The sequence below is a fragment of the Kitasatospora sp. NPDC058046 genome (genome assembly GCF_042885595.1).
GTDB lineage: Bacteria > Actinomycetota > Actinomycetes > Streptomycetales > Streptomycetaceae > Kitasatospora.
The window spans coordinates 120,409-134,652 of sequence record NZ_JBHVRS010000022.1; the positions used below are offsets into that span (position 1 = coordinate 120,409).

Genomic DNA, 14,244 nt, shown 5'->3' on the forward strand with positions numbered 1-14,244 from the left:
AGTGCTGTCACTCGTACGAGGGGCTTTGCCGGTTGACCAGCGGGTACACGGAGGCCTTATCCGGACATGCGTATGACGGGCCCCGTCCCCGGTGGGGGACAAGGCCCGTCACTCGCGCGCGTGGTGTCGCGCGGAGCACGCCCTCACCCGATCGGCAGAGGGCGGCTGGTCTCGGGGGCGTCCGACACGCCCGGGGCCGAACGGAGCAGGCCGGATGGCGCGGGTCGGACGGAGCGGGTAGGGGGAGCGGCCCGGGCTCAGCCCACCGGCGCGGGCTGGGCGGCCCCGGCGGTGCGGACCGAGGGCGCCTCGCGGCCGCAGGCGTACGCGAGCGGGCTGATCAGTTCCGCGGCGTCCGGCAGCCAGCGGTTGAGCGCGGTGGGGGAGCGGGCCCACTGGGCGTACCCGAGAGAGCCGATCCGGGACGGCGGGGCGACGGTCCAGTCCCCCTCGCCGCGGGCGACCAGGTCCAGCCGGCCGGGCGGCCAGCCGAGCCGGCGGAGCATCTCCGGGAGTCTGGCCGCGACCCCGGGCAGCACCAGGAAGTGCAGCCGCCGTCCGATCCGCCCGGGCGCGGCGGGCTGGACCGCCACCGGTCCGAGCTGGAGGTCCATCCGCTCCATCCGGGCGAGCGCCAGGCAGCCGGCCGTCTCCGGGACGTCCAGGACGTCGAACGAGCGCCCGGTGGGCAGCAGGATCGACGCCTGCGACCGCTCGGTCCACCAGCTCCGCACCGCGCCGGGGCCGGCGCTCGCCTGCCGCGCCCAGTCCGGGTCCAGCGGGTGGGCGCCCGGCAGCGTGCAGCGCCGGTCGCCGCAGGAGCAGCGGACGCCGCCGTCGCCGTCGTCGACCAGCCAGGCGCCCGGGGCGACCTCCCAGTGGCGGGTCTCGGCGTAGCCGACGGCTTCGATGAGTAAGGGGGGCGGAGCGGCCTTCTCGTTCCGGTCCGCGTCGGGGATGTCTTCCACGGGGTGCTCAACTACCGTGCGTGAGGCTGGTTACGGCCCGGAGCCGCCCGGTTGGGTGCATCGCGGCAATGTCACCCGTTCCGGTTAGTCGACCGAGTTGAAGGGCCCGAGGGCAGGCGCAGCGGGGGCGCACAGGAGCATTTACCAGGGCGCAAGGGGGGTGCGGTTCGTCACCGTGGGTATCCCGCTGGCGTTGCTGATCGCTAACCTGGTGTCAGATTCCTTGGACGGTCGGACAGTCGGCAACAGATCAGCAGAATCGTCGCCCGCCGGCCGGGACCGGAGGGTGTGGGGAGGCGAAGCCCAATGGCCGCGAGACCACTCGTCGCACGACAGCCCAACGAGCGTCTGCAGCAACTGATCCAGGAGGCCAGCTGTTCCAATGCCGGCCTGGCCCGCAGGGTCAACCTCTGCGGCGCCGAGCACGGGCTGGACCTTCGGTACGACAAGACCTCCGTCGCCCGCTGGCTGCGCGGGCAGCAGCCGCGCGGGCAGGCGCCGGCCGTGATCGCCGAGGCCCTCGGCCGCAAGCTCGGCCGCAGCGTGTCGGTCGAGGAGATCGGCATGGCGGACGGCAAGAACCTGAGCTCCGGCACCGGGCTCCAGTTCGCGCCGACCATCGGCGCCGCCCTGGAGCAGGTGTGCGAGCTGTGGCGCAGTGACGTCGGCCGGCGGGACTTCCTGACCGGCGCGACGGTCGCCGCGTCCGCGCTGGTGGAGCCCAGCCGGGACTGGCTGATCACCCCGCCGGACCCGGTGGTGGCGCGGGCCGGCGGCCCCCGGGTCGGTCCGACCGACGTGGCCGCGATCAAGGCGACCACCGCGATGCTGGTCGACCTGGACCACCGCTTCGGCAGCGGCCACGTGCGCCCGGTGGTGGTGCACTACCTCAACTCGGTGGTCTCCGGCCTGCTCGGCGGCGCCTACCGGGAGGAGACCGGGCGCCAACTCTTCGCCGCCGTGGCCAGGTTGACCGAACTGGCCGGCTACATGGCGGTGGACACCGGACAGCCCGGGCTCGCCCAGCGCTACTACATCCAGGCGCTGCGGCTGGCCCAGGCCGCCGACGACCGCGGCTACGGCGGCTACGTGCTGGCCGCCTCGATGAGCCACCTGGCCGCCACCCTCGGCAACCCGCGCGAGATCGCCCAACTCGCCCGCGCCGCCCAGGAAGGCGCCCGCTCGGTGGCCACCCCGACGGCGATGGCGATGTTCTACGCCGCCGAGGCCCGCGGCCACGCCCTGCTCGGCGACGCCCGCTCCTGCGAGACGGTGTCGGCCAGGGCGCTGGAGGCGATGGAGAAGCGCCGCCCGGAGGACGACCCGGACTGGATCGCCCATTTCGACGACGCCTACCTCGCGGACGAGCTCGCCCACTGCCACCGGGACCTGGAGCAGGCCGGCCCGGCCGAGCACTACGCCCGGCGGGCGCTCGACCTGCACCCGCCGACCCGGGTCCGGCGCCGCGCGGTGGACCTCGTCCTGCTGGCCACTGCCCAGCTCCAGCAGCGGGACCTGGAACGCGCCTGTGAGACGGGCACCCAGGCGGTCCGGCTGCTGAGCGGGCTGCGCTCCAACCGGGGCGTGGAGTACCTGGACGAGTTCCGGCGCCGCCTGGAGCCCTACCGGGAGCAGCGGGTGGTCCGGGAGTTCCACGCCCGGGCCGACGCCGAGGCGGCTTAGCGGCGGCCCAGGGCCTGTCTCCTGGATCCTGGCGGACCCGGCGAGGATCCAGAAGACAGGCCCTGAGCCCGGGGCCGCCGCGGATCGTCTGTGCAGGGAGCGTGACGGATGTCCCGCCCACGTGGTCACCCGGTGAGGCGAACCGGTAGCGTGGGCGCGACGTCCAATGGAACTGTGATGCTCCCAAGAACCGACGAGATGTGGTCCGCCGTCAGTGCGCGGTCCTGCACAGGTGAGGAATCGCGTTGAGTCAGCGCCGCTCGTACCCGAACTCCGGTGACTTCAACCTGGACGACCTGTTCCGCCCCGAGCCCGGCCAGCCCCAGGGCCAGCCGGGCCAGCCGGGCCCGCCGCAGGCCCACTCGGCGGTGCCGCCGGTGGGACAGCCCTCCGGGCAGCCGGAGTACCTCGGCGAGGGCGCGCACGCGCTGCCGACCCAGGCCATGCCCGCGCAGCCGATGCCCGGCCAGTCGATGGCGGGCCAGCCGATGCCCGCGCCGAACGCCCCGTGGGGCGCGCCGCAGCCCGGCTACGGCGCCGCGCAGCCCGGGTACGGTGCGCCGCAGCCCGATCCGGCCCCGGAGACCCAGTACCTGCCGCCCTACCCCGGCGGCGACCCGCAGACGGCCGGCTACCCGGCGGCGCAGGCCCAGCCCGGCTACCCGCAGCCGCAGCCCGCGCCCGGCTACCAGGCCTACCCGCCGGCCGCGCAGCCGCAGCCGGCCTACCCGGCGCAGGACTACCACCAGGGCTACGCCCCGGAGCAGGGGCAGGACTACGGCCAGGGCTTCGACGCGACCCAGGCCGGTGGCTCGGGGCGGGGCGGGCGTCCGTCCAACAAGCTGATCATCGGCGGTGTGGTGGCGGGCTGCGCGGCGGCCGGCATCCTGGTCGCCGTCCTGATGAACGGCGGCAGCGAGCCCACGGACGACACCAAGAAGACCGGCCCGGTGGCCGCCACCGCCGGCGCCACCGGCACCGGCGCCCCCGGGACGGCGAGCGCGAGCGGCTCCGGCGCGGCCGTCGACCCGGACGTCAAGGCCCAGGCGCAGCCGCTGTCGGACCTGCTGGGCACCGCGAGCGACAGCCGCAGCTCGGTGGTCTCCGCGGTCGCCTCGGTGCAGAAGTGCGACAAGCTGCCCGAGTCCCAGCAGGCGCTGACCGCCGCGGCCGGCAAGCGGCGCGAGCTCCAGAGCAAGCTCGGCCAGCTGAAGACCGACAAGCTGCCCGGCGGCCAGCAGCTGGTCGACCAGCTCAACGCGGCCTGGACGGCCTCGGCCCAGGCCGACGACGAGTACGCGGCCTGGGCGCAGGACGCCCAGGGCGCCTGCGACGCGAAGAAGCAGGACAACCCGCACTACAAGAACGCCGTCCAGGCCAGCGGCACCGCGACCACCGCGAAGAAGCAGGCCGCCACGCTCTGGAACACGATCGCCGCCCAGAGCGGACTGCCCAACCGGAACGACGGCGACCTCTGAGCGACGGCGCCCGCTGAGCGACGGCGGCCCCTGAACGACCGGAGGGGACGGGCCCGAGGGCCCGTCCCCGCTCCGCTCCGGGCGCGTGCGTCAGGCCGGCGGACGGCCTCCGGTGAGCGTCCAGCGGATGTCCACGAAGCCCGGCTGCTGCAGGGTCATCCGGCCGTTCCTGACCACCTGGTAGGTGACCCAGGTGTTCACCAGCCGCGGCGACCCGCTGCTGGGCAGCATGTTGGTGGTGCCCCAGTTCAGCGGCGGGGTGATCCCGACGTCGATGACCTCGCCGCCGTCCAGCAGCGAGGAGACGGCCTTCGAGGAGACCGGCTTGCCGGCCTCCGCCAGCTTCTGCACCGCCGTCCGGAACACCTCGTACGCGACCCATGTGGTCTGCACGCCCGGGTCGGAGACGTCGATCGGGTGCCCGTTGGTGGTGTCGGTGCGCACCACGGCGCGCAGCCCGTCCCAGATCTTCGCCGACTCCGGCGGGTACCAGCTGGTGACGTAGGCGCCGCCGAGCGGGCCGGAGTCGCCGCCGGTGGAGTCCACCACCGACTGCTGGACGCTGCCGATGATCGAGGCGATCCGGGTGTTCTTCGGGTTCAGCCGCCGGTAGGAGTCCAGCAGGTTGCCGGTCGGCTCGGCGGCCAGGGCGCTGGTGACGCAGGTGCCCGGCTCGTCCTTGCCGATCGCCTTGCGGACCACCGGGGTGTAGTCGGAGGACTGCTCGGGCGCCTTGACGTCCGTCAGCCGGATCCCGGCCGGCCGCAGCGCGGTGCCCAGGTAGCCGAGCAGGTTGTCGCCGGCCGGGGTGTCCGGGCGGACCAGGGCGACGGACTTGCAGCCGGCGTCCACCAGCTGGCGGCCGTTGCCCGCGATCAGCGCCGGCATGCCGCCGTCCACCGGGTAGGACAGCGGGCTGGCGAACTCCGGCTGGGAGAGCCCGTAGCCGCCGATCAGCGGGATGCCGGCGCGCTCCAGCACCGGCATGAACGCCTCGCCCCACTGGCTGTACGAGCCGATCACGGCGACCGCCTTGGCGTCCACCGCCTGCTGGGCGCAGGCGCGGGCACCGTCCACGGTGTTGTGCTCGTTGCAGGTGATCACGCGCAGCCGGTGGCCGTTCAGTCCGCCCTTGGTGTTGACGTCCTGGCCGATGGCGGAGGCGAGCGCCGTCATGCCCGGGCGGTCGGCGGAGCCGGTGCCCGCCGGGGCCCAGGTCATCACGGTCAGGTCGCTGCCGCTGGTCGAAGCATCGGCCGATCCGCCGCACGCGGAGGCCGAGAAGAGGGTGGGGAGCAGGACCGCGGCGGTGGCGGCGGCTGCGATCGGGCGTCGGCGGCGGCGGCGCACGATCGGGGGACGGGCCTGGAAGGAGTCCCTTCGGCTGGTCATCGGTTTTCCCTCTCTGGGGCGCCCTCCGGCGCACCGGAGCAAGCCAAGCCCCGGCGCCGCAAGCCGAGAGGGCCGAAGTGCGAACGGACGGCAAACGGACGCCGAAATCCGGGGCGGTACGCGTGTAGATCGCGAGTGGAGCACGAACAGACGGGGAACGTACGATCGTTCACCATGTCCGCCAGCACAGATTCTTCGTATCGGTCCACCCGAAACCCTTCTCGTCCGGGCCACCGCTCCAGCACGATGGGCGGCATGCCGCTCAACGACCTGCCCTGGTGGCGCTGGCGAGCCCGAATGCGCTCGGCGCTGCACATGCTGTCCGACCCCGGTTTCCAGCACGAGGCCTGGCTGACCGGCCGGGAGGGGTACGGCGACGTGACCGACGCCGTCTACCGGCTGGTCGAGGACACCTGGCTGGACCACTGGTCGGCCGAGAAGTACGTCGGGACGATCTTCCGCGACGCCGCCGAGGCCGCACTGGTGGACGTCGCGGTGCTGCGGGCCGTGCAGATGCTGCACGAGGTCGGTGCGGACGCGCCGGCCTCGGCCTACCTCGGCCACCCCGGCTGGCCGGAGACCGTCCGGGCCGCCCGCGAGGCGCACGTCGCGATGGCCGTGGGTGACGGGGACGACCCGGACGCGCCGCCGAAGTCGCTGGACGTGCTGCGCATCCTCACCCGGGTCTGACCGCCGGGCGCCGCCGTGCCGCGGTAGCCGCCGCCCCGCGGCAGCAGCCGTCCCGCAGTACGGGCAGCGGGACGGCGCATGTCCGGGATGTGACACGCTGGACCGTCCACGCACGTCACGACCTAGAACGGGATACCCCCAGTGCAGCAGCCGGCCGGCGCCCAGTACGTCCTCACGCTGTCCTGCCCCGACAAGCAGGGCATCGTCCACGCTGTCTCCAGCTACCTCTTCATGACCGGCTGCAACATCATCGACAGCCAGCAGTTCGGGGACGGCGACAGCGGGCTCTTCTTCATGCGGGTGCACTTCTCCGCCCCCGAGCCGGTCACCGCCGACAAGCTGCGGGCCAGCTTCGCCGCGATCGGCGCCTCCTTCGGCATGGACTGGCAGATCCACCCGACCGAGCAGCGGATGCGGATCGTGCTCATGGTCAGCAAGTTCGGGCACTGCCTGAACGACCTGCTCTACCGCACCCGGATCGGCGCCCTGCCGGTGGAGATCGCCGCGGTGGTCTCCAACCACACCGACCTGAAGGACCTGACCGAGAGCTACGGGGTCCCGTTCCACCACATCCCGGTCACCAAGGACACCAAGGCCGAGGCCGAGCAGCGGCTGCTCGACCTGGTCGCCGAGGAGAACGTCGAACTGGTCGTGCTGGCCCGCTACATGCAGGTGCTCTCCGACCAGCTGTGCACCGCGCTGTCCGGCCGCGTGATCAACATCCACCACTCCTTCCTGCCGAGCTTCAAGGGCGCCAAGCCGTACCACCAGGCGCACGCGCGCGGCGTGAAGCTGATCGGCGCCACCGCCCACTACGTCACCGCCGACCTGGACGAGGGCCCGATCATCGAGCAGGAGGTCGCCCGGGTCACCCACGACGTCAGCCCCGACCAGCTGGTCGCGCTCGGCCGGGACGTCGAGTGCCAGGCGCTGGCCCGCGCGGTGAAGTGGCACAGCGAGCACCGGGTGCTGCTGGACGGGACCCGTACGGTCGTCTTCGCCTGAGGCGCGGCGCCGGGGCCGGGGCCGGGGCCGGGGCCCCTGGGGCCTGCTACGGCCCGCTACGGCCTGGAGAGCAGCGGGAGCGCGTGCAGCACCTCGCGGACGGCGGCCCGGTCGCCGTGGGTGCCGACCGGCAGGCGGTCCGGGTCGCGGTGCGCCGCGGCCAGCTGGCACAGCTCCAGGCCGTCCAGCACCATTGAGGCCACCGGCTCGGTGCCGGCTCTGCCGGCTCTGCCGTCGGTGCTGTCGGAGCCGTCGGTGCGGAGGCCGTCGCCGTCGAGGGGGACCAGCCACTCGCCGCCCGCCGGGCCGTCGACCATCAGCCGCACCCGCCGGGCCGCCTTGATCCCGCCCACCGGCGCGGCCGGCACCCCGGCGAACTCGGGGCGGGCCGTGCGCAGCCCGGCCAGCGCCCGGGGGAGCAGCCGGACCACCAGCTCCACCATCTGCCGCAGGTGCTGCGGCGCCGGCGGGTCGTACGGGTAGGCGACCGCCCGGGCCACGTCCTCGCCGTGCACGAAGCACTCGAAGGCGCGGTCCACGAAGGCGTCGCGCAGCGGCAGCACCGCGAAGCCGTAGTCGACCGGGGTGTTGCCCTGCGGCCGGAGCGCGGCCCCGCGCACCAGGTCGTGGGCCTGCCGCCGCCAGCGGGAGCGCACCGACTGCGGTGCCAGACCGCGCTGGTCGGCGACCAGCCGGGCGGTGCGCGCGGTGATCGCGGCGTACGGACCGCCCTGCGCCGGGACGCGCGGCACCGCCGGACCGGCGGCCAGCTCCTGCGGCGGCACCCGCCGCCCGATCCGCGCGGCGGGCAGGCCCGGGGCGGCCGGCACCGGGTCGGGCAGACCGAGTGCCAGCGCCAGGAAGCCGTCCACCGCGGTCAGATGGCCGAGCACCTCGGCCGGGCGCAGCCACTCGGTGCCGCCGTGCCAGGGCAGTTCGGCCACCTCCTGCCACTCCTCCGGGCCGAGGTCGCGCAGCAGCGCGTCGAGCTTGGCGGTCTCCGCCGTGTACGGCATCCCCCAGGCGGGGACGGGCAGTTCGGCCGGCCGGCGGGCCAGGCACCAGTCGAGCACCTGCTGGCGCAGCGAGCCGGGCTGGTCCAGCGGCTCGTCCAGGGAGAGCCAGCCGGCCGCCTCGCGCAGCCGGGCCGCCTCCTCGGCGCACTCCCGGCAGTCGCGCAGGTGCTGCTCCAACTCGGCCGCCTCGCGGGCCGGGCAGGCGCCGAGGGCCCACGCGCCGAGCAGCGAGCGCAGGGCGTCGTGCTGCTCCTCAGTGCTGCTCACGTCTCCCCGTCCCCGTGCCCGATTCCGTCCCCGGCTCCGTCCTGGCGGGCGCGCTCCTCGGCCAGTTCGGTGGCCAGCAGCTCCAGACCGAGCCGCATCCGCTGCTTGGCGACCTGTTCGCTGATGCCGAGCAGCCGGGCCGTCTCGTGGTAGGTGCGACCGTCGTAGTAGGTCACCGCGATGGTCTCACGCAGGGGTTGGGGCAGGGAGTCGACCACGTACTGCATCCGCGCGGCGGTGGCCACGGCGCGGATCTCGGCCTCCGCGCCCGGTCCGCGGTCGGCGGCCCGCCGCGCCCGCAGCCGTTCGACCGCGCGGTGGTGGGTCAGCGCGCCGAGCCAGGAGCGCAGCGAGCCTTGGGCGGGGTCGAAGTCCTCGGGGTGCTCCCAGACGTGGGCGAAGACCTCCCGGGTGAGCTGGGTGGCGGCGGCCTGGTCGGCCAGTATCCGCCCGGCCAGGCCGTGCACCATCGGCGCGAGCTGGTCGTAGAGTTCGCCGAGCGCCGTCTCCTCGCCGCGGGCGAGGCGGCGCTGCAACTGCTCGTCCCAGCGCGGGGTCCGCTCCGGGGTGGCCATCGGGAACCACCCTCCTGACGGGTTCGCTGGCGTACCCAACGGTATCCCGCGGCCGGGCGGCGCCGGGGGCGATTCCGGCAAGAACGGAACCGTTCCCCACGGATCGCCGTCCTCCTGGACGTGCTCCCCGGTCCGGGCCGCCGACCCCGGGGCCGGACCGTCGTCCTCCGGGACCGGGCCGCCGTCCTCCGGGACCGGACCGTCGGATGGTGCGACGGTCGGTCGATGTGACGGCAGGGTCGGCGGGGGCGTCCGTCGGCGCCGCCGTACGAGCACCGTCGGACACGCGCCGCACGGGTGGTTCGCGAGTGGCGGGCGGGGCGCCCGGGGCGCGCGGCGGTAGGTTCCCGACCGCGGGACCGGCAGGTCGGCCCGGGTCGGACGATCACCGGTACGAGGCTCGCGAGCGTGAGCGGGACAGTATGCACCGCGCTGTCGCCCGATCGCCGGAATATGCCCGAAGCGCTTGCTGCGTTCCGTCCCCCCGCCCATCCTGAGGCGTATTCGTGTCGCGGCCGGTGCCCGACCGACGAGACGGCGCGGACGAACGGGCGCGGGCGAACGGATCGCGCGGGCGCCCGGGCACGGCTCGGGCGGCACCGGGCGACGGGCTCGGGCCCGCCGGCCGGTCCGGCCCGACCGGGACTCAGCCGAACTGCGAGTGCGGGTGGTGGAGCGGTGCAGGTTCTTCAGGTACAGCTGGCGGTGCAGGCTGACCCCGCCGAGGTCGGTCGGGCCCGCCGGTGGGTGCGCTCGCGGCTGCTGAACCACGGGGTGGACCCGGACGCGCCGATGGCCGAGACGGTGGTGCTGGTGGTCTCGGAGCTGGTGACCAACGCCGTGGTGCACACCGGCTGTCCGGCCGTGCTGCGGCTCTGTCTGCCGGTGGCCGACGGCCCGCAGGAGGGCGGCCCGGCCGCCCCGCTGCGGGTGGAGGTCGCCGACGCGAGCCAGGCCCCCCCGGCCCCGCGGCACGCGGGCGCGGACGAGGACGCGACCAACGGGCGCGGCCTGGAGCTGGTCGAGCTGCTCTGCGAGCGCTGGGGCTGGTACCCGGACGGCTCGGGCAAGCGGGTCTGGTGCGAGATCGGCAGCGACGCCCGGCCGACCGAGCCGCTGGCCGACGTGGACTGGGCGGCTTTGGCGCAATAGCGGCTTTCGCGGCGGCCGTCCGCGGGTGCCGATCACCGGGGCTGATCACCGGCCGAAAGGTGACGCAACCATTCCGAATTTCGGACTACCCATTGACGTGACGTATCCGACTGATCACTCTTGGGTGCGGCGCTCCGTTGCGAGGGGACGCCGAGGGGACGTTCGTCCACCGTCGCGGTGCTGCTGTCCAGGGGATTCGTGCCAGCAGGGGGGATCGCGGACGGTCGGCCACGGGCCGCTCCTCGGCGAGTGCGGAGGGTGTGGCGCGGACTCAGGGCTCGCGCGCCGCGGTTGGATGGCGGCCTGCCGTGCCGTGCTCGCAGTGCGCTCGGCCTGCCGCCATCCAATGCGTCGCCCCCGTGCGACGGGATCCGGCCACCGGTCGGTCCGTTCCCAGACTTCGCTCAGGAAGCCCGCCGGACAGGACTTTCGGCGACGGCGGGGCTCTGATGGCCGGTGCCGCTCTCGTGGCCGGTGCCGCTCTCGGGGAGGGCGCTGCTTTCGGGAAGGGTGCCGCTCTCGGGGAGGGCACGGAAGGTGCGCCGGTAGGCGCTCGGCGCGACATCGAGCCGGCCGCGCAGCTGGAGCCGCAGCGAGGCGGCGGTGCCGAAGCCGGACTCCCGGGCGACCTGGTCGATCGTCAGGTCGGTCCGCTCCAGCAACTGGCGGGCCCGCTCGGTGCGCTGGGTGGTGATCCACTGGCCGGGGCTGGCCCCGGTCTCCTCCCGGAAGCGCCGGGTGAAGGTCCGTACGCTCATCCCCGCCCGGTCGGCGAGCTGTCGCAGCACCAGCGGCCGGTCCAGGTGCTCCAGCGCCCAGGCGCGCACCGCGGCGGTGCCGCTGTCGCCGGGGTCCACCGGGCTCGGGGCCTCCACGTACTGCTTCTGGCCGCCCTCGCGCCACGGCGGCACCAGGCAGTTGCGGGCCACCGCGTTGGCCACCGCGCTGCCGTGGTCGCGGCGCACCACGTGCAGGCAGAGGTCCACCCCGGCGGCCACCCCGCCGGAGGTGAGGACGTCGCCGTCGTCGGTGTAGAGCACGTCGGGGTCCAGCCGCACCCGGGGGAACAGCTGGGCGAAGCGCTCGGTGTAGCGCCAGTGGGTGGTGGCCGGGCGGTCGTCCAGCAGGCCGGCGGCGGCGAGCACGAAGGAGCCGGTGCAGATCGACATCAGCCGGGTGCCGGGCCGGATCCGGACCAGCGCGGCGGCCAGTGCCGGGGTGAAGCAGGTGTCGGCGACGGCCGGGCTGGAGTCGGCGGAGGCCGGGATCACCACCGTGTCGGCCCGCTCGAGCAGTTCGGGCCCGTGGTCGACGACGATCCGGAAGTCGGCGCTGGTGGCGACCGGCCGCCCGTCCAGGGTGCAGGTGGCCACTTCGTACAGCGGCCGCCCGGCCGGGTCCTTGGCGCCGCCGAAGATGCGGGCGGGGATGCCGAGTTCGAAGGCGATCACGCCCTCCAGGGCGAGTACCGCGACCAGGTGTGCCATGCCGTCCCCTCGGATGTCGGTGGGTCCGGGCCAGCCTACGTCGGGCCTTGGCCCGATTCTTGCGAAAGCTGTCATTCAGGCCACTCGTCCGGCGCCGGGCGGCCCGGAACACTCGTTCGCGTGACCGAACGCCGTGTCCTCGCCCCCGCCTCCCGCTCCGGACCGCCCGCCCCGGCCAAGCGCCCCCGGGTGCACTACGCCTGGGTGGTGGCCGCCGTCTCCCTGCTCGTCCTGCTCGGCTCGGCCGGCTTCCGCTCCACGCCGAGCCTGATGATGGACGCCCTGCACAACGAGTTCGGCTGGTCGCTCGGGACGATCTCCAGCGCCACCTCCGTCAACCTGACGCTCTACGGCCTCACCGCCCCGTTCGCCGCCGCCCTGATGGACCGTTTCGGGGTGCGCCTGGTGGTGGTCTGCGCGCTGCTGACCATCTCGGTCGGCGCCGGGCTGACCATGCTGATGCGCGAGCCCTGGCAACTGGTGCTCTGCTGGGGCGTGCTGGTCGGCCTCGGCAGCGGCTCGATGGCCGGCGCCTTCGCCACCACCATCACCGGCCGCTGGTTCCAGGCCAGGCAGGGCCTGGTCACCGGGGTGCTGACCGCCGCCGGGGCCGCCGGGAACCTGGTCTTCCTGCCGGTCGGCGCCTGGCTGGTCGAGCAGCACGGCTGGCGCTCGGCCGTGGTCGTGGTCTCGCTCGCCGCCAGCGCCGTCGCCGTCCCGGTCCTGCTGCTGATGCGCGAGCGGCCCGCCGACGTCGGCCTGCTCCCGTACGGCGCGACCGAGGCCCCGCCCGCGCCGGTGACCGAGGGCCGCGCCCTGACCCGCTCGCTGAAGGTGCTCCGGGACGCCGCCCGCACCCGGGCGTTCTGGTTGCTGGCCGGCTCCTTCGCGATCTGCGGCGCCACCACCGCCGGCCTGGTCGGCACCCACTTCATCCCGGCCGCGCACGACCACGGCATGCCGGTCACCACCGCCGCGAGCCTGCTCGCCCTGATCGGCGTCTTCGACGTGGTCGGCACCGTGGCCAGCGGCTGGTTCACCGACCGGGTCGACTCCCGGCTGCTGCTCACCGTCTACTACGGGCTGCGCGGCCTGTCCCTGCTCCTGCTGCCGCAGCTGATGGCCGGCACGCTCCAGCCGCCGATCCTCGCCTTCGTGATCTTCTACGGGCTGGACTGGGTGGCCACCGTGCCGCCGACCGTCGCGCTGTGCCGCCGGCACTTCGGCGGGGACGCCCCGATCGTCTTCGGCTGGGTGCTCGCCGCCCACCAGATCGGCGCGGCCGTCGTCGCCGGACTGGCCGGCCTGGCCCGCGACGCGCTCGGCAACTACGACCTCACCTGGTACGGGGCCGGCGGGCTGTGCGCGGTCGCGGTCGGGCTCTGCCTGGCGCTGCGCACCGGGCGGACCGACCGGGCGGTGCCGGCGCTGCCGTGACGGCCGGTGCCCCGGTGGGCTCCGGTGACGGCCGGTGCTCCCGGCGGGGCTGTCGTACCGGAGGTCTAGGCTCCGGTCCATGGCCGCCCTGACCTTCACCCTGGACCCGAAGCCCGACCCGGACCTGCGGACGGACATCGTCCGGCTGTGGGTCGACGTCACCAACGCCGGCGGGGCGGTCGGCTTCGTGGCGCCGGTCACCGAGGAGGAGGTCTGGGACACCGCCGACCACCAGTTCGCCGGGATCGCGCCGGACGGTCCGGACCGGCTGCTGGTCGCCCACGAGAGCGGGACGGGCCGGCTGGTCGGCGTGCTGTTCTTCGAGTCGATGCGCTTCGACCTCATGGAGCACTGGCGGATGCTCAAGCGGGTCATGGTGCACCCCGACTTCCAGGGCCTCGGCCACGGCGCCCGGCTGCTCGCCGAGGCCGAGCGGGTGGCCCGGGAGTGGGGCCTGGAGTCGCTGCGGCTCACCGCGCGCGGCGGCCAGGGGCTGGAGCGGTTCTACGCCCGCAGCGGCTACCGGGAGGTCGGCCGGGTGCCGGCCGCGATCCGGATCGCCCCCGGGGACGACCGGGACGACATCACCATGTGGCTCGACCTGCGCTGACACCGGCCCCGGTCGGGCCGTCCGGGCCGGACCGGGTGCCCCGTGCCCCGTTCCGGCTGTCAGGCATGCTTGACTGGAGGACCGGCCCCAGCGCAACGAAGAAGGATGTGTCGAGTGACCAGCAACGGCCCGGAGAAGTCGCACGCCACGCTCCGCTACACCTCCATGCGGGTCAGCATCTTCCTCGGCTGCCTGCTGGTGGCCCTGCTGCTCGGGCACTTCCAGGTCATCCCGGTCAGCGGTGAGGCCGGCATGATCTTCCTCTTCCTGCTGGCCGCGCTCGCCTCCGCGCCGCTCAGCTACGCGCTGCTGGGCAGGCAGCGCGACGCGATGTCCGAGCAGATCAGCGGCAAGGTCTCCGGGATGCGCAGCCGTACCGCCGAGCGGATCGCCGCGCAGAACGCCGAGGAGGACGCCGCCGACGACGCCGCCCGCGCGGCCACCGCCGGCCAGAGCTGACCCCGGCCCCGCCCGCGAGCGCAGC

13 protein-coding genes are annotated in these 14,244 nt (G+C 74.4%); 8 read left to right on the top strand and 5 right to left on the bottom strand.

Features of this window, described 5'->3' with window-relative positions; genetic code table 11:
* Positions 1-257: 257 nt before the first annotated feature.
* Entirely contained in the window at positions 258-968 is a 711-nt protein-coding gene (locus ACFVU7_RS34785) for a bifunctional DNA primase/polymerase (protein WP_053111970.1), read from the bottom strand.
* A gap of 306 nt (positions 969-1,274) precedes the next feature.
* Between ACFVU7_RS34785 and ACFVU7_RS34790 the strand changes: the two genes are divergently transcribed.
* Positions 1,275-2,651, top strand: a complete 1,377-nt coding sequence (locus ACFVU7_RS34790) for a transcriptional regulator (protein WP_388049215.1) — start codon at positions 1,275-1,277, stop codon at positions 2,649-2,651.
* A gap of 245 nt (positions 2,652-2,896) precedes the next feature.
* The gene (locus tag ACFVU7_RS34795) at positions 2,897-4,129 is read left to right on the top strand and encodes a hypothetical protein (protein WP_388049218.1); all 1,233 of its coding nucleotides are present in this window, start codon (positions 2,897-2,899) and stop codon (positions 4,127-4,129) included.
* A gap of 90 nt (positions 4,130-4,219) precedes the next feature.
* On the opposite strand, the gene ACFVU7_RS34800 is transcribed toward ACFVU7_RS34795, so the two are convergent.
* Entirely contained in the window at positions 4,220-5,521 is a 1,302-nt protein-coding gene (locus tag ACFVU7_RS34800; RefSeq protein ID WP_049649970.1) for an ABC transporter substrate-binding protein, read from the bottom strand.
* 174 nt (positions 5,522-5,695) lie between these two features.
* Here ACFVU7_RS34800 and ACFVU7_RS34805 point away from each other — a divergent pair, with 174 nt between their 5' ends.
* Together ACFVU7_RS34805 and purU are read left to right on the top strand one after the other, a co-directional pair.
* Positions 5,696-6,211, top strand: a complete 516-nt coding sequence (locus ACFVU7_RS34805; RefSeq protein ID WP_074005503.1) for a hypothetical protein — start codon at positions 5,696-5,698, stop codon at positions 6,209-6,211.
* 141 nt (positions 6,212-6,352) lie between these two features.
* A complete protein-coding gene (gene purU / locus ACFVU7_RS34810) occupies positions 6,353-7,216 on the top strand; it encodes a formyltetrahydrofolate deformylase (RefSeq protein ID WP_181970649.1) in 864 nt (287 codons plus the stop codon).
* A 56-nt stretch (positions 7,217-7,272) separates the two neighbouring features.
* Here the strand turns inward: purU and ACFVU7_RS34815 are convergent, their stop codons facing one another.
* Positions 7,273-8,499, bottom strand: coding sequence for a zf-HC2 domain-containing protein (locus ACFVU7_RS34815; protein ID WP_388049220.1), 1,227 nt, complete (start codon positions 8,497-8,499; stop codon positions 7,273-7,275).
* Complete coding sequence (locus tag ACFVU7_RS34820; protein WP_388049223.1) at positions 8,496-9,074, bottom strand: RNA polymerase sigma factor; 579 nt, start codon at positions 9,072-9,074, stop codon at positions 8,496-8,498. Before ACFVU7_RS34820 ends, ACFVU7_RS34815 begins: the two co-directional genes overlap by 4 nt.
* 678 nt (positions 9,075-9,752) lie before the next feature.
* Between ACFVU7_RS34820 and ACFVU7_RS34825 the strand changes: the two genes are divergently transcribed.
* Positions 9,753-10,226 (top strand): anti-sigma regulatory factor, encoded by a 474-nt coding sequence (locus tag ACFVU7_RS34825; RefSeq protein WP_049658191.1) that lies wholly within the window; start codon positions 9,753-9,755, stop codon positions 10,224-10,226.
* Between the two features lie 404 nt (positions 10,227-10,630).
* Here the strand turns inward: ACFVU7_RS34825 and ACFVU7_RS34830 are convergent, their stop codons facing one another.
* Entirely contained in the window at positions 10,631-11,713 is a 1,083-nt protein-coding gene (locus tag ACFVU7_RS34830; RefSeq protein WP_388049226.1) for a GlxA family transcriptional regulator, read from the bottom strand.
* Positions 11,714-11,833: 120 nt separating this feature from the next.
* Between ACFVU7_RS34830 and ACFVU7_RS34835 the strand changes: the two genes are divergently transcribed.
* The 3 genes from ACFVU7_RS34835 (at position 11,834) to ACFVU7_RS34845 (ending at position 14,219) form a co-directional block, all read left to right on the top strand.
* On the top strand, positions 11,834-13,150 hold the full coding sequence (locus tag ACFVU7_RS34835; RefSeq protein WP_074005507.1) for an MFS transporter: 1,317 nt from the start codon (positions 11,834-11,836) through the stop codon (positions 13,148-13,150).
* Between the two features lie 79 nt (positions 13,151-13,229).
* On the top strand, positions 13,230-13,760 hold the full coding sequence (locus tag ACFVU7_RS34840) for a GNAT family N-acetyltransferase (RefSeq protein ID WP_375876383.1): 531 nt from the start codon (positions 13,230-13,232) through the stop codon (positions 13,758-13,760).
* 114 nt (positions 13,761-13,874) lie between these two features.
* Positions 13,875-14,219, top strand: coding sequence for a DUF4229 domain-containing protein (locus ACFVU7_RS34845; RefSeq protein WP_380718657.1), 345 nt, complete (start codon positions 13,875-13,877; stop codon positions 14,217-14,219).
* Positions 14,220-14,244 lie beyond the last annotated feature (25 nt).